The organism is Thalassospira profundimaris (genome assembly GCF_003326755.1).
GTDB lineage: Bacteria > Pseudomonadota > Alphaproteobacteria > Rhodospirillales > Thalassospiraceae > Thalassospira > Thalassospira profundimaris_B.
Genome location: NZ_JPWH01000003.1, coordinates 171,305 through 196,565 on the forward strand (window position 1 = coordinate 171,305; position 25,261 = coordinate 196,565).

General features: G+C 52.3%; 22 protein-coding genes. 18 read left to right on the plus strand and 4 right to left on the minus strand.

Translation table 11 applies throughout. The features are described 5' to 3' along the window. Window positions 1-61: 61 nt before the first annotated feature. The 17 genes from dnaE to TH25_RS05435 all read left to right on the plus strand — a co-directional run bounded on the left by dnaE (window position 62) and on the right by TH25_RS05435 (window position 18,641). On the plus strand, window positions 62-3,547 hold the full coding sequence (gene dnaE, locus TH25_RS05355; RefSeq protein WP_114087396.1) for a DNA polymerase III subunit alpha: 3,486 nt from the start codon (window positions 62-64) through the stop codon (window positions 3,545-3,547). A gap of 198 nt (window positions 3,548-3,745) precedes the next feature. Continuing rightward, entirely contained in the window at window positions 3,746-4,528 is a 783-nt protein-coding gene (gene rpsB / locus TH25_RS05360; protein WP_114087397.1) for a 30S ribosomal protein S2, read from the plus strand. An 89-nt stretch (window positions 4,529-4,617) separates the two neighbouring features. Then, window positions 4,618-5,541 (plus strand): translation elongation factor Ts, encoded by a 924-nt coding sequence (gene tsf, locus TH25_RS05365; protein ID WP_114087398.1) that lies wholly within the window; start codon window positions 4,618-4,620, stop codon window positions 5,539-5,541. A gap of 161 nt (window positions 5,542-5,702) precedes the next feature. Beyond that, window positions 5,703-6,434, plus strand: a complete 732-nt coding sequence (gene pyrH / locus TH25_RS05370; protein WP_114087399.1) for a UMP kinase — start codon at window positions 5,703-5,705, stop codon at window positions 6,432-6,434. A gap of 2 nt (window positions 6,435-6,436) precedes the next feature. Then, a complete protein-coding gene (gene frr, locus TH25_RS05375; RefSeq protein WP_114087400.1) occupies window positions 6,437-7,000 on the plus strand; it encodes a ribosome recycling factor in 564 nt (187 codons plus the stop codon). A gap of 2 nt (window positions 7,001-7,002) precedes the next feature. Then, window positions 7,003-7,743 carry an isoprenyl transferase gene (locus TH25_RS05380; RefSeq protein ID WP_114087401.1) on the plus strand — a complete coding sequence of 247 codons (741 nt, stop codon included), beginning with the start codon at window positions 7,003-7,005 and terminating at the stop codon, window positions 7,741-7,743. Further along, window positions 7,727-8,542, plus strand: coding sequence for a phosphatidate cytidylyltransferase (locus TH25_RS05385; RefSeq protein ID WP_258549041.1), 816 nt, complete (start codon window positions 7,727-7,729; stop codon window positions 8,540-8,542). The genes TH25_RS05380 and TH25_RS05385 overlap by 17 nt, the downstream gene beginning before the upstream one ends. Window positions 8,543-8,582: 40 nt before the next feature. Further along, complete coding sequence (locus tag TH25_RS05390; RefSeq protein WP_114087402.1) at window positions 8,583-9,749, plus strand: 1-deoxy-D-xylulose-5-phosphate reductoisomerase; 1,167 nt, start codon at window positions 8,583-8,585, stop codon at window positions 9,747-9,749. 29 nt (window positions 9,750-9,778) lie between these two features. Continuing rightward, window positions 9,779-10,885: an RIP metalloprotease RseP gene (gene rseP / locus TH25_RS05395; protein ID WP_114087403.1), complete on the plus strand. Its 1,107-nt coding sequence runs from the start codon at window positions 9,779-9,781 to the stop codon at window positions 10,883-10,885. 50 nt (window positions 10,886-10,935) lie between these two features. After that, the gene (gene bamA, locus TH25_RS05400) at window positions 10,936-13,203 is read left to right on the plus strand and encodes an outer membrane protein assembly factor BamA (protein WP_258549042.1); all 2,268 of its coding nucleotides are present in this window, start codon (window positions 10,936-10,938) and stop codon (window positions 13,201-13,203) included. After that, a complete protein-coding gene (locus TH25_RS05405) occupies window positions 13,203-13,781 on the plus strand; it encodes an OmpH/Skp family outer membrane protein (RefSeq protein WP_114087404.1) in 579 nt (192 codons plus the stop codon). Before bamA ends, TH25_RS05405 begins: the two co-directional genes overlap by 1 nt. Further along, window positions 13,781-14,800, plus strand: a complete 1,020-nt coding sequence (gene lpxD, locus TH25_RS05410; RefSeq protein WP_114087405.1) for a UDP-3-O-(3-hydroxymyristoyl)glucosamine N-acyltransferase — start codon at window positions 13,781-13,783, stop codon at window positions 14,798-14,800. The genes TH25_RS05405 and lpxD overlap by 1 nt, the downstream gene beginning before the upstream one ends. A gap of 11 nt (window positions 14,801-14,811) precedes the next feature. Further along, entirely contained in the window at window positions 14,812-15,261 is a 450-nt protein-coding gene (fabZ, locus tag TH25_RS05415; RefSeq protein WP_114087406.1) for a 3-hydroxyacyl-ACP dehydratase FabZ, read from the plus strand. 2 nt (window positions 15,262-15,263) lie between these two features. Continuing rightward, entirely contained in the window at window positions 15,264-16,067 is an 804-nt protein-coding gene (lpxA, locus tag TH25_RS05420) for an acyl-ACP--UDP-N-acetylglucosamine O-acyltransferase (RefSeq protein WP_114087407.1), read from the plus strand. Then, on the plus strand, window positions 16,048-16,893 hold the full coding sequence (locus TH25_RS05425; protein ID WP_114087408.1) for an LpxI family protein: 846 nt from the start codon (window positions 16,048-16,050) through the stop codon (window positions 16,891-16,893). The genes lpxA and TH25_RS05425 overlap by 20 nt, the downstream gene beginning before the upstream one ends. After that, window positions 16,886-18,085, plus strand: coding sequence for a lipid-A-disaccharide synthase (gene lpxB, locus TH25_RS05430; protein ID WP_114087409.1), 1,200 nt, complete (start codon window positions 16,886-16,888; stop codon window positions 18,083-18,085). The genes TH25_RS05425 and lpxB overlap by 8 nt, the downstream gene beginning before the upstream one ends. A gap of 115 nt (window positions 18,086-18,200) precedes the next feature. Next, window positions 18,201-18,641 carry a VOC family protein gene (locus tag TH25_RS05435; protein ID WP_114087410.1) on the plus strand — a complete coding sequence of 147 codons (441 nt, stop codon included), beginning with the start codon at window positions 18,201-18,203 and terminating at the stop codon, window positions 18,639-18,641. Window positions 18,642-18,808: 167 nt separating this feature from the next. On the opposite strand, the gene TH25_RS05440 is transcribed toward TH25_RS05435, so the two are convergent. Both TH25_RS05440 and gltX read right to left on the minus strand, forming a co-directional pair. Next, on the minus strand, window positions 18,809-20,116 hold the full coding sequence (locus tag TH25_RS05440; RefSeq protein ID WP_114087411.1) for a citrate synthase: 1,308 nt from the start codon (window positions 20,114-20,116) through the stop codon (window positions 18,809-18,811). Window positions 20,117-20,228: 112 nt separating this feature from the next. Beyond that, window positions 20,229-21,638, minus strand: a complete 1,410-nt coding sequence (gene gltX, locus TH25_RS05445; RefSeq protein WP_114087412.1) for a glutamate--tRNA ligase — start codon at window positions 21,636-21,638, stop codon at window positions 20,229-20,231. 248 nt (window positions 21,639-21,886) lie between these two features. Here gltX and TH25_RS05450 point away from each other — a divergent pair, with 248 nt between their 5' ends. Beyond that, the gene (locus tag TH25_RS05450) at window positions 21,887-23,896 is read left to right on the plus strand and encodes a ComEC/Rec2 family competence protein (protein WP_114087413.1); all 2,010 of its coding nucleotides are present in this window, start codon (window positions 21,887-21,889) and stop codon (window positions 23,894-23,896) included. A gap of 18 nt (window positions 23,897-23,914) precedes the next feature. Here the strand turns inward: TH25_RS05450 and lexA are convergent, their stop codons facing one another. Together lexA and moaC are read right to left on the minus strand one after the other, a co-directional pair. Then, window positions 23,915-24,628 carry a transcriptional repressor LexA gene (gene lexA / locus TH25_RS05455; protein WP_114087414.1) on the minus strand — a complete coding sequence of 238 codons (714 nt, stop codon included), beginning with the start codon at window positions 24,626-24,628 and terminating at the stop codon, window positions 23,915-23,917. 119 nt (window positions 24,629-24,747) lie between these two features. After that, window positions 24,748-25,227: a cyclic pyranopterin monophosphate synthase MoaC gene (gene moaC, locus TH25_RS05460; protein WP_114087415.1), complete on the minus strand. Its 480-nt coding sequence runs from the start codon at window positions 25,225-25,227 to the stop codon at window positions 24,748-24,750. Window positions 25,228-25,261 lie beyond the last annotated feature (34 nt).

The window sequence follows — 25,261 nt, forward strand, 5'->3', positions numbered from 1 at the left end:
TGGGCGCCCTTGCGGCGCCCGTGGCTTTTTTGCTTTTGTTTTTGTGTCGAGGTCGCTGGCAATGGAAAACGGTTTTATCCACCTGCGTGTTCATACGAACTATTCACTTGCCGAAGGTGCCATAACGACCAAGGATTTGGTGAAACTGTGTGCGGCGGACCAGCAGCCCGCTGCCGCCATGACCGACACCAACAACATGTTTGGCGCGTTGGACTTTGCCGGTGCGGCCAGTGGTTCCGGGGTGCAACCGATTTTGGGTGTGCAGGTCGGCATCGAACGTTTTGGGACCGAGGTCGTGCTGGGCAAGGCCGGGCGAGAACCAGACCCGGATGAACTGGTTTTACTGGCACAGAGCAAAACCGGTTACTTCAATTTGCTGAAAATTGTCTCGCGCGCTCATATGACAACAGAGGCGGGCAGTACGCCCAAGGCCCTTTTGGAACATTTGGCCGAACATTGTGAAGATGTTATTTGCCTGACGGGCGGGCCATCCGGGCCGCTTGCCCGTCTGTTGCGCGAGGAGCAGAAGGCCAAGGCCGACGACTGCCTGTTGCGCCTGAAAGACATTTTTGGCGATCGGTTATATATCGAACTGCAACGGCACGGATTGCCATCCGAAGAGGCGATAGAACCCGTCCTGATTGATATGGCCTACGAGCATGACGTGCCGCTTGTGGCAACGAATGACTGTTACTTTCCCCACGCCGATATGTACGAAGCCCATGATGTGTTCATTTGCATCGGTCAGGGGGCGGTTGTAGGCCAGGAAGATCGCTGGCGTTTGACGCCGGATCATCGCTTTAAAACGGCTGCAGAGATGCGCGAGCTGTTTGCCGATTTGCCCGAGGCCTGCGACAATACCGTGATTATCGCCCAGCGTTGCGCCTGGCACGTGGAAAAAATTGATCCGATTCTGCCGCCATTTGACTGTGGTGAAGGCCGTACCGAGGTCGACGAATTGCGCCATCGTTCCTTTGATGGTTTGCAGGCCCGGCTTGAAAAATATGTCTATAGCCCGGATATGTCCGAGGAAGACAAAAAGAAAATTGCCGAACCCTATAATGCGCGCCTGGAATATGAACTGGGTATTATCGTGCAGATGGGCTTTCCCGGTTACTTCCTGATCGTTGCCGATTTTATCCAGTGGGCCAAGGAACATGATATTCCGGTGGGGCCGGGCCGTGGGTCCGGGGCCGGGTCGCTTGTCGCTTATGCTCTGCTGATTACGGATCTTGATCCGCTGCGGTTTTCGTTGCTGTTTGAACGTTTCCTTAATCCGGAACGTGTCTCGATGCCCGACTTTGACGTCGATTTCTGTCAGGACCGGCGCGGCGAGGTCATTGAATATGTGCAGCACAAATATGGCTATGACCGCGTTGCCCAGATTATTACTTTCGGTAAATTGCAGGCAAAGGCAGCGGTGCGCGATGTCGGTCGTGTCCTTGGTATTCCTTACGGATATGTCGATAAAATCTGTAAAATGATTCCCGGCGACCCTGCCAAGCCAATCCCGCTAAAAGAAGCTATAGACATGGAACCGGACCTGCGCCGCATTGCGCGCGAGGACCCGGATATTGACCGTTTGCTGACAATTGCCATGCAGATTGAGGGGCTGTATCGCAATTCATCTACCCACGCGGCCGGTGTGGTGATTGGCGACCGTGACCTGGATGAACTGGTTCCGCTGTATCGTGATCCGCGTTCGGATATGCCCGTCACCCAGTTTAACATGAAGTTTGTTGAAAATGCCGGGCTGGTCAAATTTGACTTTTTGGGCCTTAAAACCCTGACCGTAATTATCGAGGCGGTCAATTTGATGCGCCTGCGCGATGATGTGCCAAAGGATTTTGACATTAGCGCCATTCCCCTGGATGACCGGCAGTCTTTCAAGCTGTTATCGGCGGCCGAAACGGTTGGGGTGTTCCAGCTTGAATCCCAGGGTATGCAGGATGTGTTGCGCGGCCTGAAGCCCGATACCCTGGAAGATATTATCGCTGTGGTGGCGCTGTATCGCCCCGGTCCGATGGATAATATTCCCTATTATATTGCGCGTAAGCACGGGCGAGAAGAGCCTGATTACATGCACCCGATGCTCAAGCCGATCCTCGAAGAAACCTATGGCATCATGATCTATCAGGAACAGGTCATGCAGCTTGCCCAGATTATGGCGGGTTATTCGCTTGGCGGCGCAGACCTTTTGCGCCGTGCAATGGGTAAAAAAATTGCCGAGGAAATGGAAAAGCAGCGTTCGCTGTTTGTGGACGGCGCGGAAAAGAACAATGTCGATCGCCAGCAGGCTTCCGACATTTTTGACCAGGTTGCCAAATTTGCCTCTTACGGCTTTAACAAGTCGCATGCGGCAGCCTATGCCCTTGTTGCCTATCAAACGGCTTATCTGAAGGCGAATTACCCGGTCGAATTTATGGCCGCGTTAATGACGCTGGATATGCACAACACCGACAAGCTGGCGATTTTCAAACAGGAAGTCGAACGCCTGAAAATTGAAATTCTGCCGCCCTGCGTTAATAAGTCCGGCGTGGCCTTTACTGTCGAAAATCATGGCGGGGTCCGCAAAATTCGCTATGCACTGGCGGCTGTACGAAATGTGGGTGACGCGGCGATGGAAAGCCTTGTGAATGCCCGCGAACAGCAGGGCGAGTTCAAGGATTTGACGGATTTTGCATCACGTATTGACAGCCGGGCGTTGAATAAACGTCTGTTGGAAAATCTGGTGCGGGCAGGGGCACTTGATTGTCTGCACGATAACCGCCGCGTCATGTTTGAAAATGTCGATAAAATCCTGGCCGTATCCCAGCGTGAAATGCAGGCGCGCAATAATGATCAGATCAGCATGTTTGGCGATGACAGTGGCTTTGGCAAAGATACCATTCGTCTGCCCGATGGCCGCGACTGGGTACCAATGGAAAAACTGACCGAGGAATTTTCGGCGATTGGTTTTTATCTGTCCGCCCATCCCCTGGATACCTTTGGCAAAAGTCTTCAGCGTATTGGCGTTGCCCCTTATGCCGAACTTGAAGCGCGTATGCGGGCGCAGAATAAAGGGTCGATCAAGCTTGCCGGAACACTGATCAATGCCCGCGAGATGATCTCAAAAAAGAATGGCAGCAAATTTGCCTTTGTTATGCTTTCGGATGCCACGGGCAGTTATGAGGTGGCTTTTTGGGCGGAAGCCTGGGCGGCTTATAAGGAAATTATCAATTCGGGGCGTCCGATGCTGTTGCTGGTGTCAGCTGAAATCCGCGATGGTCAGTTGCGCATTCAGGGGCAAAGGGTCGAGGACCTGGAGCAGGCCGTTGCCGGTGCGGCGGAAGGTATTCGCATTCGTCTGACCCGCCCGGAACCGGTTGCCGAAATTCGCGAATTGCTGGAAAAAGCGGGGCGGGGTCGTGGCCTGGTCAATATTTCATCGGTTTGTTCCGATGGGCGCATTGCGGAAGTCGAACTGGCTGACCATTTCAAGGTTGGTCCATCCTTGATCGGTGCTGTTGGTGCGATTCCCGGTGTGGAATTTGCCGAAGAAATCTGATCGGGCCTATATTGCTGTTTTTGTGGCCTCAAACGTGTAGTTAAGGCTTGCAATCTGCGGGGGGCGGCGCTAAAACCCGCCTCGAACATCACACGTGGGAGCGTGGCGATCCCTTTGCGGGCGTCCATCCGGTGTTTTGCCAGGTGGCAAAATTCCTTCCCACGGAGGTATTAACCGGAAAACGGTAGGAAATTTATTATGGCATTGCCAACCTTTACCATGCGTCAGCTGATGGAAGCTGGCGTTCACTTTGGTCACCATACCCGTCGCTGGAACCCGAAGATGAAACCGTTCATCTTTGGTGCGCGTAACGACATTCACATTCTGAATCTGCAGGAAACCGTTCCGATGCTGCATCGCGCGATGCAGGCCGTTCGCGACGTGACCGCTGCTGGTGGCCGTGTTCTTTTTGTTGGTACCAAGCGTCAGGCTTCGCCGGTTATCGCCGAAGCAGCAAAGCGTTGCGGTCAGTATTATGTGAACCATCGTTGGCTCGGCGGCATGCTGACCAACTGGAACACTGTTTCGGGTTCGATCAAACGCCTGAAAGAACAGGACGAAATCCTGAGCTCCGGTGCTGAAGGTCTGACCAAGAAAGAAGTTTTGAACCTGACCCGTTCGCGCGACAAACTGGAACGTGCGCTGGGTGGTATCAAGGACATGGGTGGCCTGCCCGATATCATCATCGTGGTTGACACCAATAAAGAATCTCTCGCGATCCATGAAGCACGCAATCTGAACATTCCGGTTGTTGCTGTTCTGGACTCGAATTCGGACCCGCAGGACGTTCAGTATCCGATTCCGGGTAATGATGATGCGATCCGCGCTATTCAGCTGTATTGCGATCTGTTTGTTGGTGCCGTTCTTGACGGTATCCAGGCCGAAATGACGGCTTCCGGTGCGGATCTCGGTGAATCCGAAGAGCTCCCGGCACAGGAAGCTGCTGCTACCGAAGCTGCCGATCAGGCTGCTTCCGCTTAAATTTCATTTTATACCTCGGGAAGCGGCGGCTATCATGCCGCCGTTTCTTTAGGTGTTATCCACTTGATCGCGTAATAGGGGCTTTAAAAATGGCTATTACCGCTGCTCTCGTGAAAGAGCTTCGCGAAACCACCGGCGCTGGCATGATGGACTGCAAAAAGGCGCTTTCCGAAACTGATGGCAACCTTGAAGCAGCTGTTGACTGGCTGCGTACCAAGGGCCTTGCTGCTGCTGCCAAGAAAGCGGGTCGCGTTGCTGCTGAAGGTCTGGTTGGTGTTTCTGTCAATGGTACTGCTGGTGCCGTTATCGAGCTGAACGCCGAAACCGACTTCGTTTCGCGTAACGAAGATTTCCAGAAATTCGTATCCCAGGTTGCTGCGCTGGGTATCGTTGCCAATGGCGACATCGAAGCCCTGAAGGCAACAGCATTCCCGGGTACTTCGCGTAACGTCGAAGAGCAGGTTACCCACATGATCGCCACCATTGGCGAAAACATGAACCTGCGCCGCGTTGCGTCGATTTCGGTCGAAAAAGGCGTTGTTGCTTCCTACGTTCACGCTTCCATCGCACCGGACCTTGGTAAGATCGGTGTTCTGGTAGCGCTCGAATCCGAAGCTGACACCGCTGTTCTTGAAGGCCTTGGCAAGCAGATTGCCATGCACATTGCTGCAACCAACCCGGCATCGGCCACTATCGATGATCTGGATCCGGAACTGGTTGAACGTGAAAAAGCTGTTCTGACCGACCAGGCCAAAGAATCCGGCCGTCCGGACGAAATCATCGCCAAAATGATCGAAGGTCGTATCCGTAAATATTACGAACAGGTCGTTCTGCTTGAGCAGACCTTCGTGATCGACGGTGAAAACCAGGTCAAGAAAGTGATCGAAAATGCAGCTAAAGAAGCTGGTAAGCCGATTGCCCTTAAGGGTTTCATCCGCTTTGAGCTCGGCGACGGGATCGAAAAGGAAGAAAAAGACTTTGCTGCTGAAGTTGCCGAGCAACTGAAGAAGTAAGATATCTGATCGAGTTGATGCGTCAGGTGTCAATTCGTGTATGATCCAGACCGGCGGGGTCCTCAGAGTGATAACACCCTGTTGCTCGCCGGTCTTTTTATATCTGAAATATGCTACCTGCTTGATTGGTGGCCCAAATTCGCATTGAGAGGCATCCGGATATGGCAGAAAACGGCCCGTTGAAGTTTCGTCGTGTGCTGTTGAAATTGTCTGGCGAGGGACTGCTGGGCAAACAGCAATATGGTCTTGACCCGGATACGGTTGATCGTATCGCCAGCGAGATCAAGGCGGTTCATGACATGGGCGCGGAAGTTTGCATGGTCATTGGCGGCGGTAATATTTTCCGTGGCGTCAAGGGGGCTTCGCAGGGGATGGAGCGCGCAACAGCCGATTATATGGGAATGCTTGCGACTATCATGAATGCCCTGGCTGTGCAGAATGCCCTGGAACGTCATGGCGTACAGACCCGGGTGCAGTCGGCAATTCCAATGTCCTCGGTTTGTGAGCCATATATCCGCCGACGTGCCGTCCGGCATATGGAAAAGGGGCGTGTTGTTATTTTTGCCGCCGGTACGGGCAACCCGTTTTTTACCACCGATACTGCTGCTGCCTTGCGTGCGGTTGAAATGGGATGTGATGCCCTGTTAAAGGGAACGCAGGTTGATGGTGTTTATACGGCTGATCCCAAGACAGACCCCAATGCGGTTCGTTACGATGAACTGACATATATGGATGTACTTGCGAAAGATTTGCGTGTTATGGATGCTTCCGCTATTTCTTTGGCGCGCGAAAATGATATTCCGGTAATTGTGTTTTCTTTGCATAATCCGGGTGCTTTTGCCGACGTTGTTTGTGCAAAGGGTACGTTTACGATTATTTCGAATGGAGACTGAAGGTGTCTGACGTTGCTGGCCTAAAAAAGGACCTCACCCGCCGTATGGAAGGGGCGCTTGAAGTATTGCACAAGGAATTCACCGGTTTGCGGACCGGGCGTGCCAGTGCAAGCCTTCTTGATCCTGTTATGGTTGAAGCCTATGGCGCAATGACACCGCTGAATCAGGTTGGTTCGGTCAGTGTTCCTGAATCCCGTATGCTTTCGGTCCAGGTTTGGGATAAATCGATGGTCAAAGCCGTTGAAAAGGCCATTCGCAATGCGGGTCTGGGGCTTAATCCGGCGGCTGATGGCACGCTTATTCGTGTGCCGATTCCGGCCCTGAACGAAGAACGCCGTACTGAACTGGGCAAGGTTGCAGGCAAATATGCCGAGCAGGCCCGTATTTCAGTGCGTAACGTCCGTCGCGATGGCATGGACCAGCTCAAGAAATGGGAAAAAGACAGCGAAATTTCTGAAGACATTCTTCGTTCAGAAGAAAAGGAAATTCAGAAGCTGACAGATAAGGTCATCGGCGAGATTGACGAAGCTCTCGCCCATAAAGAACAGGAAATCATGCAAGTCTGACCATGACTGTTCTGGCATCTAATCTTAAGCCTTCGGGCAGCCAACTTTTGCCGCGTCACGTTGCCATCATTATGGATGGCAACGGGCGTTGGGCGACTGCGCGTGGCAAACCCCGCACTTTCGGCCACCGTGCCGGGGTGGAGGCGGTGCGTCGCACGGTGGAGGCGGCTGCCGATATCGGAATCGAATTTCTCACTCTTTACGGATTTTCTACCGAAAACTGGAAACGGCCAGAGGGAGAAGTCAGCGATTTGATGGGCTTGCTTCGGCTGTTTATCAAACGCGAACTTTCCGTGCTTGATAAAAACGGGGTGTGTATCCGGGTGATCGGAGATCGTTCGCGTTTTGCCGATGACATCCAGGCATTGCTGAAAAATGCCGAAAAGCGGACGGCAAATAACCGCCGGCTGAAGCTGACCATTGCACTGAGTTACGGTTCGCGTGCTGAAATTGCCGATGCCATGCGTTCTATTGCGTCGCGTATTGAACAGGGTGAACTTTCTGCATCCGACGTGACCGAAGACCTGATCGAAGAAAGCCTTTCAACGGTTGGGATGCCGGATCCGGACCTGCTTATTCGCACCAGCGGCGAACAGCGCATCAGCAATTTCCTGTTATGGCAATGTGCCTATACCGAATTCGTCTTTGACGAGGTGTTATGGCCTGATTTTGATCGGAAACATCTGGAACAGGCAATTGAGAATTTTGCCGGACGGGAGCGGCGGTTTGGCGCAGTCCTCTGATGTTACCAATGCGGTTAAATCCGGCCTTGGTCTGCGTATTTTATCCGCCCTGGTGATGGCGCCGGTAGCGATCGCTGCTGTCTGGTTTGGTTCGCCGTGGTTTGGTCTTCTCATCTTTGTTTTCAGCATTGCGATGCTGTGGGAATGGATGCGGATGTGTGCGCCGGTTCGTGCCATTCCGTTAACAGCTATTTCCGGCTCGGCTCTTGCGCTATCGATGTATCTTCAATCGGTATCACCGACGGTGACGGGCTTATTGCCGGTCCTTGTTGCCGCAGCGATCACGACACTTGCAAGCGGGCGTGAACGTGTGTTGGTGTTGACCGGGACTATTTTTGTTCCTGCTGCCGCCCTGGCCGTACAGTGGATGCGGGCTTGGCACCCGGATGGTCTGTTGCTGATTATGTGGCTGTTTTTGACGGTTTGGGCCACGGACACTGGGGCATATGCCTTTGGGCGTGCGATTGGCGGACCAAAGCTTGCGCCGCGTTTCAGCCCCAAGAAAACCTGGGCCGGGCTGGTTGGCGGCATGATTTGTGCAGGACTGATTGGAGGATTGATTGTCTCTTTTAGTGGTGGCACTGCCATCGTGGCAATTACGCTGACCAGTGCCGCACTGGCGATTGTCGCGCAAATGGGGGATCTTGCAGAATCTGCCCTTAAACGTCGTTTTGGTGTAAAAGACAGCAGCAACCTGATTCCCGGGCATGGTGGCTTTCTGGACCGGGCCGATGGCATGTTATCGGTTTTACCTGTTGCGTTTGTGATTGTTTATTTTTTTGGTTTAACCCTGCACTGATATATGCAGGCGTTTTGCCGGTTTTAAAGATTGGTGCCGGATGTCGGTGACGAAATCTGTTTGCATTATGGGTGTTACCGGTTCGATCGGTAAAAGTACCGTTGATGTCGTACGTGCCCATCCTGACCGTTATCGTGTCGATACGGTAACAGCCCATCGCAATGTTGCCGAACTTGCCCGAATGGCCATAGAGCTTGATGCGCGGTTTGCGGTCATTGCCGATCCGGCTTTTTTCGATGATCTGAAGTCTGCATTGTCTGGCACGGATATTGACGCCGGGGCAGGGGAAAATGCCCTGATCGAGGCGGCAGAACGACCGTGCGATATTGTCATTGCCGGTATTGTTGGCGCTGCCGGTTTGCGCGCCACCCTGGCAGCGATTCGGCGGGGTGCGATCATTGGTCTGGCCAACAAGGAAACGCTGGTGTGCGCGGGCGAGTTGATGATGGCCGAGGTGCGCAAATTTGGCGCGACGATTATCCCGGTCGATTCAGAGCATAGTGCGATCTTTCAGGTTCTGGACCGTGATGCGACGGACAAGGTCGAGCGCATTTTGCTGACGGCTTCGGGCGGGCCGTTCCGCACCTGGTCGATGGCTGATATGGCAAGTGTCAGTCGTGAACAGGCTTTGGCGCATCCGAACTGGAGCATGGGGGCGAAAATCTCGATCGATTCTGCGACCATGATGAATAAGGGGCTGGAACTGATCGAGGCGGCCCGCCTTTTTCCGGTGCCCGAACCGCAGATTGAAATTCTGGTGCATCCGCAATCCGTGATTCACAGCATGGTTGAATATGTAGATGGTTCGGTCCTTGCCCAGATGGGAACGCCGGACATGCGCACACCTATTGCCTATGCTCTTGGATGGCCCGACAGGCTGGAATTGAGGTTGCCACGGCTTGATTTCGCATCGATTGGCCAGTTTAGTTTCGAGGCCCCCGATACCGGGCGTTTCCCTGCTATCCGTTTGGCGCGCGAAGCCTTGCGAAGCGGGGGTTCCCTGCCTATTGTTCTTAACGCTGCGAACGAGGTTGCTGTTGCGGCCTTTTTGGCGGGGCGTATTGGTTTTCTGGACATTGCGAAATCTGTGGAACACATTATGGCCGCCCATGCAGATGAAAAGCTGCTGGATATCGACCATGTGTTTGTGATTGATGATATAGCCCGCCGCAGCGCCGAAGACCTGATTTCTCAAACGGCCCGTTAAGGCCCGTCTGTACCAAGGAAAACTGCTAGATGGTTACTGTTCTTGCGTTTCTTTTTGTTTTGTCTGTTCTGGTTTTTGTACACGAATTCGGACATTACTGGGTCGCAATCAAGGCGGGCGTGAAGGTCGAGTCTTTTTCCATCGGTTTTGGCCCCGAAATTGTCGGCTGGAACGACAAAAGTGGAACGCGCTGGAAGATCAGTGCCTTGCCGCTTGGCGGTTATGTCAAGATGTATGGCGACATGAACCCCGCCAGTGCCGGTATGCGCGATGACCTGGATGCGGAAGAAAGCAAATATGCGTTTCACCACAAGGGTCTTTTGGCGCGTGCCGCGATTGTTTTTGCCGGCCCTTTGGCGAATTTCATATTCGCGATTGTCATTTTCACGGTGCTGTTTGCCTTTGTTGGTCAGCAACGTGCCTTGCCGGTCGTTGGTGAAGTCACACCCGACAGTGCCGCTGCCGCTGCCGGATTGCAGCCAAATGACCAGATTGTCGCTGTTGATGGAAAGCAGATCGAGTGGTTTGACGAACTTTATGTTCTGATTCATGAAAAGCCGGGTCAACAGGTGGATCTGACCGTTAAACGGGGTGACAACACCCTGGATATTCAGGCAACGCCGCAGGCTATTACCAAAGGTGAAGGACCCAATTCCGAGACATTTGGTCGTCTTGGTATCTCTGCGGGCAAAGTTGTTTCCCATCGCGACGGAATTTTTGATGCAATCGGGCATGGCGTTAACACAACTTTCGGAATTGTCACGCAAACATTCAGCGCGATTGGCGAAATGATTGCTGGTACGCGTGACAGTTCGGAACTTGGCGGGCCGATCCGGATTGCGCAGATGTCTGGTCAGGTGGCAGAAAGCGGCATTGCACCGCTGCTGTCCTTTATGGGGTATCTGTCCGTCAGTCTGGGGTTGATTAATCTTCTGCCGGTTCCGCTTCTTGATGGCGGACATCTGGTTTTTTACCTGATCGAAGCGTTGCGCGGTAAACCCATGAGTGCGAAAGCGCAAGAATATGGTTTCCGTCTGGGCGCGGGTTTGGTATTCAGCTTAATCATTTTTGCAACATGGAATGATCTGTCGCATCTGGGCGTCTGGAATTTCTTCAAGGGCCTTGCCGGCGGATGACTGCATATATCAGGGGGTTGGTTTTGCTGCGAAAAATGCGAACTGCTGCGATGATGGTAGCCCTTGCGGGTGCCACGGCTCCGGTATTCCTGCCGGTGGATGCTCAGGCTCAGAACTATCCCACCATCCAGCAGATCCGCGTGGAAGGGAATAACCGTATCGAAACCGGTACGGTGGATGCGTATCTCAAGGTCCGTGCGGGCGATGAATATGACCCGCAAAAGATCAACGACTCGCTTAAGGCTTTGTTTGCAACGGATCTGTTTGCTGACGTTTCCATTTCCTACAACGATGGTACGATGGTGGTGAAGGTGGTGGAAAATCCCATCATCAACCGGATCGCCTTCGAGGGAAACAAACGTCTTAAAGACGATGCGTTGACCTCTGAAGTGCAGTTGAAACCGCGCGTGGTTTATACGCGGACAAAGGTTCAGGCCGACGTTCAGCGCATTCTTGATCTGTATCGTCGTTCCGGGCGTTTTGCTGCCACTGTAACCCCCAAGGTTATTCAGCGTGACCAGAATCGCGTTGATCTTGTTTTTGAAATCAACGAGGGCGAAGCAACAGGTGTTCGTCGCATCAACTTCGTTGGCAACAAGGCCTTTGATGATGACGAACTGCAGGGCGTTATCCGGACCACGACCAGCGCATGGTGGAAGATTCTCACCTCGGATGACAATTATGACCCGGACCGTGTGACATTTGACCGCGAATTGTTGCGCCGGTTCTATTTGTCAGCCGGTTATGCCGATTTCCAGGTGCTGTCGTCTGTTGCCGAACTGACACCGGATCGTTCTGACTTTTTTATCACCTACACTGTTAGCGAAGGCGAACGGTATAAGTTTGGTGACATCAAAATCAACTCCGAGATTGACAAGCTTGATGTCAATGAATTGAAACCGTTGATCAAGGTTGAGCCGGGCGACTGGTATAATTCGGATGTTGTCGAAGACATGATCAAATCACTGACGGATTATGTCGGTGATCGCGGTTATGCTTTCGTTGACATCAAACCTGAAATCAAACGGGATCGTGAAAATAATACGATCAATGTGACTTTCAATATTACAAAAGGTCCGAAAGTTTACGTCGAACGTATTGATATTGTTGGCAATGTCCGAACGCTTGATGAAGTCATTCGTCGCGAGGTTCGTTTCGTGGAAGGCGACGCCTTTAGTACGTCGAAACTGAACCGGTCGCGCCAGCGTATCGAAAATCTGAACTTCTTTAAAACGGTAGACGTCAAAACCCTGCCAGGCAGCGAGCCGGACAAATCGGTTGTCGAAATCGATGTTGATGAAAAATCGACAGGTGAATTTTCGATTGGTGCCGGTTACGGTACGGACCAGGGGCCTTTTGGTCAGGCGGGCATTCGGGAACGCAACCTGTTGGGACGCGGTCAGGATTTGCGCTTGGGCTTCACCGTTGGTGGTAGAAGCCGCCAGGTTGATCTGTCCTTTACCGAGCCTTATTTCCTGAACAGGGATGTCAGTGCCGGTTTCGACGTTTTCCGTCGCGAGGATGATAATCAGGACGAAAGCTCGTATGATGAAAAACAGACCGGTTTTGGTCTGCGTGCCGGGTATAACTTTACCGAGCATCTGAGCCAGCAGGTCCGTTATGGCCTTGAGTTTGATGAATATTCCGATGTGAAATCCGATGCGTCGCGGTTGCTGCGTGATGAAGATAGCAGTTTTAGTGAATCTACCATTGGTCAAACCCTGACTTATGATCAGCGTGATAGCAGTGTGTCACCGAAAGATGGTTATTTCGCTCAGCTTTCCAATGATTTGGCCGGTTTTGGTGGTTCGGAACGCTATCTTAAATCACGTGTTTCTGCTGGTTATTACTTCCCGCTTGATCGTCAGAAAGAATGGATTCTGAGCACCAAGGGGTCTTCGGGCTATATCTTCGGGATTGGCGAGGATACGCGTATTTCCCAGCGTTTCCTGCTTGGTGGTTCCAGCTTGCGCGGTTTTTCGGCCGGGGGTGTCGGTCCGCGCGATAAGGCAAGTGATGACGCTGTCGGGGGTAAATTTTACTATGCCGGTACAGTTCAGCTTGATTTCCCGCTGGGGCTGCCGTCAGAATTTGCACTTAAGGGGCGTGTCTTCTCGGATTTCGGTTCGTCTTGGGGGGTTGATGGCGATCGTCCCGGCGAAATTTATGACACGGGATCACTGCGCGGGTCTGTTGGTATTGGGGTAGGCTGGGAGTCACCGTTTGGCCCGATTGGTGTTGACCTGTCGCAGGCTGTTCTCAAAGAAGATTATGACAAAGAGGAAGTGTTCCGACTGAATTTCGGAACCAGATTCTGATGTATATGATGAAAACTGCCCAAAGATTTCTTCTGATTGCCCTGATGGTAACGGGCTTGGGTGTGCAGGCGCATGCCCAGTCCGCTGCTGCCCCCAAGGATACGACGGCGGTTGTCATGATCGTCGATTTTGAAGGCATCATGCGTGAAGCCTCTGCCATGCAGGATATGCGTAAGCAGGTTGAGAAACGCCGTGATTCCTACCAGGCCGAAATTGAAAAGCGTCAACAGGCCCTTCGGGATGAAGATCAGAAACTTGCTCAACAGCGCACTTTGTTGAGTGCGGATGTTCTTCAGCAGAAACGTGCCGAATTTCAAAAGAAAGTGGCTGAGTTTCAGAAATTTGCCCAGGGCCGGAACAAGGTTCTGGATGAAGCGGTGAATGAAGCGCGGATCAAGTTTCAAAAGAAGCTGATTGAAATTATTGCCGACGTTGCGGAAGAACGCAAAGCAACGCTGGTTCTGCACAAAAGCCAGGTTATCCTTCATGCCAATGCAATGGATGCGACCAAAGAGGTTTTTGACAAAATCAATGCGGCCATTCCCTCGCTGACGGTCGAATTTAAGGAAGCTCCCTGATGGCAGATACGCGTTTTTTTAAACGCAAAGGGCCATTCGATGCGGCGGAGATTGCGAGAATCTCCGGTGCAACGCTTGTACAAACGACCGGCGCAAGCCGGTCTTTTGTCGATGTGGCACCTTTGCAGGTTGCAGATGAAACCTGCCTGAGTTTTTTTGACAATCGCAAATATATTGATGCCTTTGTCTCGAGCAAGGCCGGTGCGTGTATTGCCCGCCCGGAATTTGCGGATCGTGCTCCGGAAGGCATGATCGTCTTTACCAGCGACGATCCCTATCGTGCTTATGCCAAGGCGGCGACGGCGTTTTATCCGGCTGAAGCGGCAACGGGTGAAATTTCCCAGGCTGCCCACATTCACCCCAGCGCACGCCTTGGCAACAATGTGCAGATTGATCCGGGGGCCGTGATCGAGGAAAATGCGGAAATCGGCGATGGCAGTCGCATTTCGGCCAATGCTGTAATTGGCCGCGGTGTTGTTATTGGCCAGGGATGTTATATTGGTCCGGGTGCAGCCCTGACACATACGCTGATTGGCAATTTGTGCATCATTCATTCTGGCGTGCGCATTGGTCAGGATGGTTTTGGCTTTGCAATGGGCGCACAAGGGCATCTGAAAGTCCCTCAATTGGGACGGGTTATCATTGGCAACGACGTTGAAATTGGTGCCAATGCCACGATTGACCGGGGTGCCGGGCCCGACACCGTGATTGGCAATGGTTGTCGTATCGACAACCTGGTGCAAATCGGCCATAACGTGGAAATGGGCATGGGGTGTGTCATTGTTGCACAGGTTGGCATTTCCGGATCGACGAAACTTGGACATTTTGTCGTTGTTGGGGGGCAGGCTGGCATTACCGGACATCTGACACTGGGTGATGGCGCCAAAGTTGCGGCACAGGCCGGTGTCATGAAAGACATGAAACCGGGCGATGTTGTTGGTGGCAGCCCGGCTGTTCCCATGATGGAATATCACAAGCAGACCGTTGCGCTTTCGCGACTGATACGAAAAAAGAAATAAGGGCACTGTTTATGACCGAACTGGCAAATGTTGATATCCAGCGTATTCTGGAGATGATCCCGCATCGTTATCCGTTTCTGTTGATCGACAAGGTCATTGATATTGCGGCAGATGAATCGGCCGTCGGGATTAAAAATGTAACGATGAATGAACCGCAATTTGCCGGTCATTTTCCGCAGCAGCCGATTATGCCCGGTGTTTTGATTATTGAATCAATGGCGCAGACGGCGGCCATTCTGGTGGTTCATACGCTGGGTGCTGATTCCGAAGGCAAGCTGGTTTATTTCATGAGCATTGATAGTGCGCGTTTCCGCAAACCGGTTGTTCCGGGCGATGTGATGCACATTCACGTGCGGAAAAAACAAAGCAGGGGGCCGGTCTGGAAATTTGAAAGTGAAGTTCTTGTTGACGGCGCGGTTGTTGCCGAAGCAACGATTGCTGCGATGATCCGGGATAATTGATAATGGCAAACGTGCATCCGACAGCAATTGTCGAAGACGGTGCGCAGCTCGGTCAGGATGTCGAAATCGGCCCCTATAGCATGGTGGGCGCTTCGGTGGTTCTGGGGGACGGGGTAAAACTGCATTCGCACGTGGTGATCGCTGGAAATACCACGCTGGGCGATGAAAGTGTTGTTTTCCCTTTTGCCTCGATCGGTCATGCGCCGCAGGATCTTAAATTCAAGGGCGAGGCCTCGCGACTGGTGGTGGGCAAACGTGCCAAAATTCGCGAAGGTGTCACCATGAATCCCGGTACCGAAGGCGGCGGCATGCTGACATCGGTGGGGGACGATTGCCTGGTGATGGCAGGTGCCCATATTGGCCATGATTGTATGGTGGGCAATCATTGTATCCTGGTCAATAATGCAACCTTGGCGGGACATGTCCATGTCGATGATTTTGCCATTGTTGGTGGATTGTCGGCGGTGCACCAGTTCGTTCGTATTGGCCGACATGCCATGATTGGCGGGATGACGGGCGTTGAAAGCGACGTTATTCCCTATGGGTCGGTTATTGGCAATCGCGCCTATTTGTCAGGGTTGAATATTGTGGGCCTCAAACGCCGTGGTTTTGATCGTGAAACGATTCATTCCCTGCGCAAGGCATATCGTCTTGTTTTTGCCCACGAGGGTACGCTGGCGGAACGCGTTGAGGAAGTCGCCAAGGACTTTGCCGATGTGGGCCCGGTTATGGAAATCATCAATTTTCTGAAAGCAGAGAGCACACGCTCTGTCTGCACACCGAAATATGACAGTTCCGCAGGGTAAAATTGGCCTGATCGCAGGTGGTGGTGATCTTCCCGCCCGCCTTGTCGGTGCCGCAAAGGCATCGGGGCGGGCGGTGTTCGTTGTTGCGCTTGAGGGCCATTGCGAGGCTCCCGATGCCCTGGGCGCGCCTTATGAGGTCATTCGGCTGGGGGCGGCAGGAAAAATCCTGTCACGGTTAAAAGCCGAAGGCTGTGTCGATGTTGTTTTGGCGGGCAAGGTAAAACGTCCGTCATTTGCTTCCATTCGCCCGGATTTGCGGGGTGCCAGATTGCTGGCGAAAATCGGTTTTAAATCACTGGGTGACGATGGCTTGCTGCGAATTATCGGACAGGAGCTGGAACGCGATGGTTTTCGCCTTGTGGGCGCACATGAAATTATGGCTGACCTGATTGCGCCCGAGGGAACCCTGGGGGCTGTTTTACCCAGCGAGCAGGCATTGAGTGACGCGCGGCGCGGGCTGGAAATTGCCAAAGTTCTGGGCCGGGTTGATGTGGGGCAGGGATGTATTGTCCAGCAGGGGCTGGTGTTGGCGGTTGAGGCCATTGAAGGAACAGACGAAATGATTCGCCGCTCCGCCGGTTATGCCCGCCCCGGAGCAGGCGGCGTGTTGGTAAAAACCAGCAAGCCACAGCAGGACAAGCGGCTGGACTTGCCGGCGATTGGTATCACGACTATCGAGCAGGCTCATGCTGCCGGATTGGCAGGGATTGCGCTACAGGCCGGGGGAACCATGATTATTGACCGGGCAGCCGTGATTGAAAAAGCAAACCAGTTAGGACTTTTTTTGATTGGTCTGCCAGAAACGGGCAGCACGACTCATGAGTGATCTTATCGAAAATACGAAAGAAAATTCGGCATTGTCAGACACGCGACCCTTGAAAATCATGCTGGTCGCCGGAGAAGCATCGGGAGATCAGCTTGGTGGGCGTTTAATGGCGGCCATAAAGCGCCAATATGACGATGTCAGTTTTATCGGTGTTGGTGGTCCCCGCATGATCGGCGAGGGCATGCAAAGCCTGTTTTCGATGAACGAAATGTCGGTGATGGGGCTGGCAGAAGTCATTCCGCACATCCCGCGTCTTTTACGTCGCATTCGGGAAACGGCTGAACTGGCGATTGCCGAACGCCCTGACATTGTCGTTACGATTGATGCACCCGATTTCAGTTTTCGTGTCGGCAAGAAGCTCGTTCATTCCGGTATTCCGCTGGTTCATTATGTTGCGCCGTCGGTTTGGGCCTGGCGTCCTGGCCGCGCCCGTAAAATTGCAAAGTTTCTCGATCATCTTTTGGCGCTTTTGCCGTTTGAACCCTCGTATTTCGAGCGTGAGGGCCTGCCCACCACGTTTATTGGCCATTCTGCCGTTGAAGAACGCCACGGTGGAGATGCAGTGCGTTTTCGCAATCAACATGGCCTTCGCGATCAAACCCGGGTGATAGCGGTTTTGCCGGGCAGTCGACATTCAGAGGTGGGACGCCTGTTGCCTGTCTTTCGTGATGTTGTTGTGCGCCTGGCACAGGATGATCCCGAATTTTGCTTTGTTATTCCGACGGTCAGCAAGGTCGAGGATATTGTCCGTCAGACCGTTGCAGAATGGCCGGTAAAGACCATTGTGGTTGCAACCGATCAGGAGCGCCGGGACGCCTTTAGCTGTGCTCACGTGGCCTTGGCAGCATCAGGAACCGTATCGCTGGAGCTGGGAATTGTCGGAGTACCCCATGTTATCGGATATCGTGTCAGTGCGACGAGCGCCTGGCTTGCACGGAAACTTTTAAAAATCGATACTGTGACGATTATTAATCTCGTTCTGGGGCGTAAGCTGATACCGGAATATTTGCAGGAAGAGTGCACAGCCGAGGGGCTGTATGCTGCGATGAAACGCCTTGTTGAGCCGGGAGAGGCGCGTGATGCACAGCTTGCCGGTTTTGATGAAGCCACGACATTGCTGGGATTTGGGCAAACGCCACCCAGCGACAAAGCTGCGGATGTTGTTTTAAGGCTTGCGCTTAAGGGTAAATAAACCAGATTTACATGACGTTCTAAGAAGTTGGCAGAAGTTACAGGCCTGTGGGTTTTCCAAATGACTGACGTTCTGTAAGTTTTGAGCTTTCAAAAAATTGAATGGGAGTTTTTTTATGCGCTATTTGCATACGATGGTACGTGTCAAAGATATTGACGCTTCAATGAATTTTTATTGCGACCTGCTGGGGATGGAAGAAACCCGTCGTATCGAAAGTGAAAAGGGGCGCTTTACCCTGATTTATCTTGCGCCGCCTCAGGATGTTCCGAATGCCAAAGCGCATAAAGCACCTGAACTGGAACTGACGTATAACTGGGATCCGGAAGAATATACCGGGGGGCGCAACTTTGGCCATCTTGCTTACGAAGTTGATGACATTTACGCACTTTGCCAGAAATTGATGGATGCCGGTGTTGCCATTAACCGCCCACCACGTGATGGTCACATGGCTTTTGTACGTTCGCCGGATGGTATTTCCATCGAGTTCTTGCAAAAGGGCGAATCCCTTGCGCCAGCAGAACCCTGGGCCAGCATGGAAAATACCGGTAGCTGGTAATTTCCTTTTGTTCTGCAGTTTTGCCTGTTGAAGATAATTTATGGAAAAATCCCCGTTTTGGTGCGGGGATTTTTTTCGTCTGTATGACAGAACGTAAAAAACTCCCTGCCGTGAAGCAGGGAGTTTCTGTGATGTGCGTTTAGACTAGAAATCGATGCTGGCCCGGATTAACGGGCATCGACTTCCTTGAATTCGCGCTCGACTTCGCCAGTAAAAAGCTGACGGGGACGACCGATTTTCTGCGAAGGATCTTCGATCATTTCCTTCCACTGGGCAATCCAGCCAACTGTACGGGCAACAGCGAACAGCACGGTGAACATGCTTTCGGGAATGCCCATCGCCTTGAAAATGATGCCCGAATAGAAATCGACATTCGGGTACAGTTTCTTTTCAACGAAATAATCGTCTTCGCGTGCAATACGTTCCAGTTCCTGCGCAACGTCAAGCAGCGGGTCCTGAACATTGAGTTCCTTAAGAACTTCATGGCAGGTTGCCTGCATCACCTTGGCGCGCGGGTCGTAGTTTTTGTAAACCCGGTGCCCAAAGCCCATCAGACGGAACGGATCGTTTTTGTCTTTGGCTTTGTTCACGAATTCAGGGATGTTTTTCACATCGCCGATCTGGTTGAGCATTTTCAGAACGGCTTCGTTTGCGCCGCCATGTGCCGGACCCCAAAGCGAGGCAATACCAGCCGCAATACAGGCAAACGGATTTGCGCCCGAAGAACCGGCCAGACGAACGGTCGAGGTCGAAGCATTCTGTTCATGGTCGGCATGAAGGATCAGGATACGGTCCATTGCTTTTGCCAGGACCGGATTGACTTCATATTTTTCGCACGGAACGCCAAACATCATAGACAGGAAGTTTTCTGCATATGACAGATTGTTGTTCGGATACTGGAACGGCTGACCGATGGAATATTTGTAGGCCATCGCCGCGATGGTCGGCATTTTTGCAATCAGGCGATAGGCTGAAATCAGGCGCTGGTTCGGATCACTGATGTCGGTGCTGTCATGATAGAAAGCCGACATGGCACCAACTGAGCCACACATGATCGCCATCGGGTGGGCGTCACGACGGAAACCGTTATAGAAGTTGCGCATCTGTTCATGCACCATTGTGTGCATGGTGATGTCACCACGGAATTTGTCGCGTTCTGCCTTGTTGGGCAGGTCGCCGTAAAGCAGCAGATAGCAAACTTCAAGGAAGTCAGCTTTTTCAGCCAGATCGTCGATTGCATAACCGCGATGACGCAGGATACCCTTGTCACCATCAATATATGTAATCGTCGATTCACAGCTACCAGTCGAGGTAAAGCCGGGGTCATAGGTAAAGTAACCGGTATCAGCATAAAGTTTGCGGATATCGATGACCGACGGTCCAATATTTCCCTCAAGAACCGGAAGCTCGTACGACTTGCCATTGGAATTGTCGGTTAGCGTCACGGTATGGGAAGTCTTGGAATTCTGAGCCATGACTTTTTTTCCTTCCCTGTTAACGAACATGGTTTTCGATTGGGTGCAGCATAATGCCGCAGCGCACAAAGCGCAAACAGACTAAAGTTTTCCCGATATTTTTTTGGTGCTGTTATACCGCGTCAAATTTTTTAATACGGTTCAGCGTTTCGGGTTTGCCGAGCACATGCATTACTTCAAAAATGCCCGGTGAAGAATTGGAGCCTGTTAAAACAGCGCGCAAAGGCTGAGCGACTTTGCCCAGTTTCAGGTCTTTGCTTTCTGCTAACTGTTTGACAACAGTCTCGATGGCTTCTTCGTGCCAGGTATCAAGACCAGCCAGTTCATTTGCCAGTGCGGCAAACAGTCCGGCAGGGGCACCGTCTATCAATGCCTGTGCCTTGTCATTGAAAGATAGGACGCCATTTGACACATAGAAAGTGGCAGATTGTGCCAATTCGGTAAGGGTCTTTGCTCTTTCTTTAAGCCCTGACATGCCCTTGATCAAGGTTTGTTTTTGCACTGCATCTAAATCGCGAACGCCGATTTCAGCCGCAATGGCAGGTGCAATAAGATCCGCAAGGCGCGTATCATCAGCCTGACGTATATAAATTCCGTTCAGGTTGGTCAGTTTGGCAAAGTCAAAACGTGACGCGCCTTTGCCAACATCGGCAATGTCAAACCATTCAATCGCCTGCTCGGTAGAGATGACCTCGTCATCGCCATGCCCCCAGCCCAGACGCAACAGATAGTTGTTAATGGCTTCCGGTAGGAAACCCATTTCGTCACGATAGGCTTCAACGCCAAGCGCGCCATGACGCTTGGACAGCTTCGCGCCGTCCGGTCCGTGAATAAGCGGAATATGGGCGAAGGTGGGAACATCCCAGCCCATCGCATCATATAACGCCTTTTGGCGAAATGCGTTGGTCAAGTGATCATCACCGCGAATGACGTGGGTAATGCCCATGTCATGGTCATCGACCACGACAGAGAGCATATAGGTTGGTGTGCCATCAGCACGCAGGATGATATAGTCGTCAAGTTGGTCGTTCGCCACCCTTACTTCACCCTGAACCTGATCATGAATGACAGAATCACCTTCAAGCGGTGCCTTAAGGCGTACGACGGGTTTAATGCCTTCTGGCGCTTCACGCGCATCGCGGTCACGCCAGCGGCCATCATACTTCATCGGACGGCCTTCTGCGCGGGCCTTTTCGCGCATTTCAGCCAGTTCCTCGGGCGAACAATAACAGAAATATGCTTTGCCGGCTTCAACCAGGCTATGAGCAACCTCGGCATGACGGTCACGGCGGGCGAACTGCATGACGGGTTCTTCGTCAGCGTTCAGGCCCAGCCAGTTCAAACCGGCAAAAATTGCCTGGACGGCCTCGGGGGTCGAACGTTCGCGGTCGGTATCTTCGATGCGCAGCAGAAATTTGCCACCGGTATGCTTGGCATAAAGCCAGTTATAAAGGGCGGTACGTGCACCACCAATATGCAGGAACCCTGTCGGAGACGGGGCAAAACGGGTAACAACCGTCATTCGCTTTATCCATTTTTTCTGGATGTTGTCGCTTGTCGTTAAGACATTTGGCGTGCAGGCTATATCATATTCGGAATGCTGTTGCACCACAGTGGATGATAGATAAAAGCCCGAGGCACATTATACCATTCAACATTCGTCGCATAAAATGGCGACAAATTAATTTTTTTCAAGGTCTTAACGCTGTTTATGAGTATATCGCTACAGCGTTGGCAGAGGACCGTGAAAAATGGATTTTGTCATGTGCCATGTTCCTTGGGTTGGGTCAGGCGGTATATTTTTCGCTTAAGGCGCAACCTTCGGATGTTTTATTGGCTGTTGCGTTATTGATCACGCTGGTCGGTATGTGGGTGAGTCGTCACCATGTCATCCCGTTTTTTTGTTGTTTGATGCTGTTTTTTGCGCTGGCAGGTGGCGGAATTGTCCAGGTGCATTTGTACATTCTGCAAGGGCCGGTTCTTAAGAAGACGCTTTATACCGACAATTTGCAGGGCAAAATACTGTCACTGGAACCGAGAAACGGACGCACCCGTTTGATGGTTGCGCCGGATGGCATCGCAGGATTGTCTCGCGATCAATGGCCGCAAAAGGTCAGACTGTCGCTTTCGGGCGATATAGAGGCGCGTCCCGGAGATTATTTTGCGGGAAAAGCCAAGATTTTTCCGCTTAGTGTACCTGAAACGCCTGGTGACCCGGATTTTGCCAGAAACCTTTATTTTGACGGGATTGGGGCAACCGGATTTGCATTGGGCCGCAGTTACCGGATTGATCGTGATCTGACGGCTGAAACCGGGTTCTTTGAAAGAATAGAAAAAATCCGCCTGGCGATTATGGAGTGGATCAATAACGGCCTTGAACCGGCCAGAGCCGGGCTGGCCAATGCCATTCTGGTGGGGGAACGGGGTGGTGTTGCGCCCGCACTGGCAGAGGATTTGCGCAAATCCGGTTTGGCCCATTTGCTGGCAATATCCGGACTTCATATGGGGCTGCTTTGTGGCGTGGTGTTTTTTACGGTTCGTTTCGGGCTGGCATTGTTTCCCTCGGTCGCCCTGAGATATCCGATCAAAAAATGGGCGGCGATCGCCGGTTTTATCGTAGGTGCTTTTTACCTGCTGCTGTCTGGTGCAACGGTGCCAACCCAGCGGGCATTCGTGATGACGGCAATCGTTCTGTTTGCCGTGCTGGTGGATCGGCGCGCCATTTCTTTGCGACTGGTGGCGATTGCTGCCGTCATTGTCATGGTTTTGCGTCCCGACGCGATTTTAGGGGCCAGCTTTCAGCTTTCATTTGCCGCCGTCACAGCACTTGTCGCTTTTTACCAGGGCAAAGGGGGACGACTGGTTTCACCTCAGCGTGATCTGCCCATATGGCAGCGTATTGGGCGGTATCTGTTTGCGTTGTTTATTACCGGCATCATGGTGACGGCGGTAACGGCCCCGATCATCGGGTTTCATTTCGGGCGCATTTCTCTGCTGGGAGTCGTGTCAAATCTGGTTGCGATTCCCCTTATGGCGTTCTGGATTATGCCCGGCATTGTTGCGGTTCTGGTTTTATTGCCCTTGGGACTAGAAGGAATCGCCCTTGGTTTTCTTGCTCCGGGCCTGGATGTTTTGATCGCGCTTGCTCATCTTGTTGGTCGTCAGGATTGGGGGGTGTGGCATATTGCGCAGCCGTCTGCCTTGGCCGTTATTTTGAGCCTGTTGACACTACTATGGCTGGTGATTTGGCGACAGCGTGTGTTGTGGGTGTTTGCTATCGTTCCTGCTGTGGGGGCCGGAATTGCTTCTTTAAGTGCCCAATCGCCTGATCTGTTGGTGGGAGGGGACCAAAAAGACTGGGCATTTTATCGCAATCAGGATGATGATTTGGTGTTTAATGACCGGGTCAGCGGCTTTCACCGTGACATTTGGAATGCCCGTTTCGGAACCGGTTTTGTACCGGAAAAACGGGAGGAAATGTATTGTGTACAGCAAAGATGCTGGTTTAAGAAAAATGGAAAGTCTATTGTTATATCTGATAAAATAGATGATCCATTCTATCTTTGTCGCCATGCGGACGTGATTGTCGTCCTGAAACAGGATTTTCCCGTTTCAGCATGTCGCGGAGTGAAGAGAATGCCGCTGATTATTGACGACGATGTGTTGTGGTGGCAGGGCGGTGTTACGGTTTTTTTAGGCGATCAACAGGTCGCTTCACGCTATGTAACCGTAAGGCAGACCAGCGGCAACTGGCCCTGGATCATCATTGGTGGCCGCTGATCTGAAGGGATGTTTTGCTTAATATTGCCGCAGCAGACCAATCAGTCGACCCTGGATTTGCACGCGCTCCGGTGGCAGGGCGCGTGTTTCATAGCGGGAATTGGCAGGCTCCAGCAAGACCTGGCCCAAACCACGTTTAATGCGTTTGAGGGTTGCCTCGCTATCATCAACAAGGGCAACAACGATGGTGCCGTCATTGGCATGTTCACATCGTTGAATCAGGACCGTATCACCATCCAGAATACCGGCCTCAATCATGGAGTCCCCGGATACCTCAAGAGCGTAATGCTCCCCGGTGCCCAAAAGGGCTGCCGGAACCTGAACCTGGGTACTTTGATCGCGCAGGGCTTCAATCGGGGTACCGGCGGCGATCCGGCCATACAGGGGCAGGGAAACGCTTTCCTGAATTTCGGAAAAGGCCGAGGGCACCGTTGCAGGACGATGGGTCGTTTTCCTGGCAGATGAAATGGGGGTAACGTGCGCCGTACTGGGCATTACTGCAGCATCATCATCGTTATTGTCGGGCAGGCGCAGAACTTCAAGCGCGCGTGCCCGATGCGCAAGACGGCGAATGAAACCGCGTTCCTCAAGCCCGGTGATTAACCGGTGAATGCCTGATTTGGATTTCAGGTTCAACGCTTCCTTCATTTCATCGAACGAAGGTGAAATACCGTGATCGCGAAGGTGATTGTCGATATAGACTAGCAATTCGTATTGCTTGCGCGTCAGCATGGCATTTTCCCAAACCCAAATAAGAACAAATCGAATACACTAATGTTCTACTTTGGTTCTGATCGGTGGTCAAGCATCTTGCGCGCAATAAGCACACTTAAACCGTGTTCTTACAAAGATCAGTCGGCCGTAAACGTGCCGGATTTGCCTCCTTCCTTGTAAATGACGCGGATATTGGTCAATTGCATGGTTTTATCGACGGCTTTGCACATGTCAAATACGGTCAGTGCGGTAACGGAGACGGCGGTTAATGCCTCCATCTCAACGCCGGTGCGGCCAGAGGTTTTGCAGGTCGCGGTGATGTCAACAGCAGGTTCCTCTTCGGCCAGGGTCAGTGTGACGGAAACCGAATCAAGTGGCAGGGGGTGGCATAACGGGATCAGATCGGCAGTGCGTTTTGCACCCATAATACCGGCAAGTTGCGAAATTGCGAGAACGTCACCTTTTTTATGGCCGCGACTTGCGATCAGTTTTGCGGTGTCAGAATGCATCATAACCCGGCCTTTGGCCGTGGCGGTGCGTGCCGTGACCGATTTTGTTGAAACGTCAACCATCACGGCGTTGCCGCCATCGTCAAAATGGGTCAGTTTTTGGGGCATTGGCGTATTCCGGTTCTCATACAGTCACGGACGG

Bases quoted from the DNA above. Each gene is read 5' to 3' on its own strand.
- dnaE (WP_114087396.1), top strand. From the start codon at position 62: ATGGAAAACGGTTTTATCCACCTGCGTGTTCATACGAACTATTCACTT.
- rpsB (WP_114087397.1), top strand. From the start codon at position 3,746: ATGGCATTGCCAACCTTTACCATGCGTCAGCTGATGGAAGCTGGCGTT.
- tsf (WP_114087398.1), top strand. From the start codon at position 4,618: ATGGCTATTACCGCTGCTCTCGTGAAAGAGCTTCGCGAAACCACCGGC.
- pyrH (WP_114087399.1), top strand. From the start codon at position 5,703: ATGGCAGAAAACGGCCCGTTGAAGTTTCGTCGTGTGCTGTTGAAATTG.
- TH25_RS05380 (WP_114087401.1), top strand. From the start codon at position 7,003: ATGACTGTTCTGGCATCTAATCTTAAGCCTTCGGGCAGCCAACTTTTG.
- TH25_RS05390 (WP_114087402.1), top strand. From the start codon at position 8,583: ATGTCGGTGACGAAATCTGTTTGCATTATGGGTGTTACCGGTTCGATC.
- rseP (WP_114087403.1), top strand. From the start codon at position 9,779: ATGGTTACTGTTCTTGCGTTTCTTTTTGTTTTGTCTGTTCTGGTTTTT.
- bamA (WP_258549042.1), top strand. From the start codon at position 10,936: ATGATGGTAGCCCTTGCGGGTGCCACGGCTCCGGTATTCCTGCCGGTG.
- TH25_RS05405 (WP_114087404.1), top strand. From the start codon at position 13,203: ATGTATATGATGAAAACTGCCCAAAGATTTCTTCTGATTGCCCTGATG.
- lpxD (WP_114087405.1), top strand. From the start codon at position 13,781: ATGGCAGATACGCGTTTTTTTAAACGCAAAGGGCCATTCGATGCGGCG.
- fabZ (WP_114087406.1), top strand. From the start codon at position 14,812: ATGACCGAACTGGCAAATGTTGATATCCAGCGTATTCTGGAGATGATC.
- lpxA (WP_114087407.1), top strand. From the start codon at position 15,264: ATGGCAAACGTGCATCCGACAGCAATTGTCGAAGACGGTGCGCAGCTC.
- TH25_RS05425 (WP_114087408.1), top strand. From the start codon at position 16,048: ATGACAGTTCCGCAGGGTAAAATTGGCCTGATCGCAGGTGGTGGTGAT.
- lpxB (WP_114087409.1), top strand. From the start codon at position 16,886: ATGAGTGATCTTATCGAAAATACGAAAGAAAATTCGGCATTGTCAGAC.
- TH25_RS05435 (WP_114087410.1), top strand. From the start codon at position 18,201: ATGCGCTATTTGCATACGATGGTACGTGTCAAAGATATTGACGCTTCA.
- TH25_RS05440 (WP_114087411.1), bottom strand. From the start codon at position 20,116: ATGGCTCAGAATTCCAAGACTTCCCATACCGTGACGCTAACCGACAAT.
- gltX (WP_114087412.1), bottom strand. From the start codon at position 21,638: ATGACGGTTGTTACCCGTTTTGCCCCGTCTCCGACAGGGTTCCTGCAT.
- TH25_RS05450 (WP_114087413.1), top strand. From the start codon at position 21,887: ATGTTCCTTGGGTTGGGTCAGGCGGTATATTTTTCGCTTAAGGCGCAA.
- lexA (WP_114087414.1), bottom strand. From the start codon at position 24,628: ATGCTGACGCGCAAGCAATACGAATTGCTAGTCTATATCGACAATCAC.
- moaC (WP_114087415.1), bottom strand. From the start codon at position 25,227: ATGCCCCAAAAACTGACCCATTTTGACGATGGCGGCAACGCCGTGATG.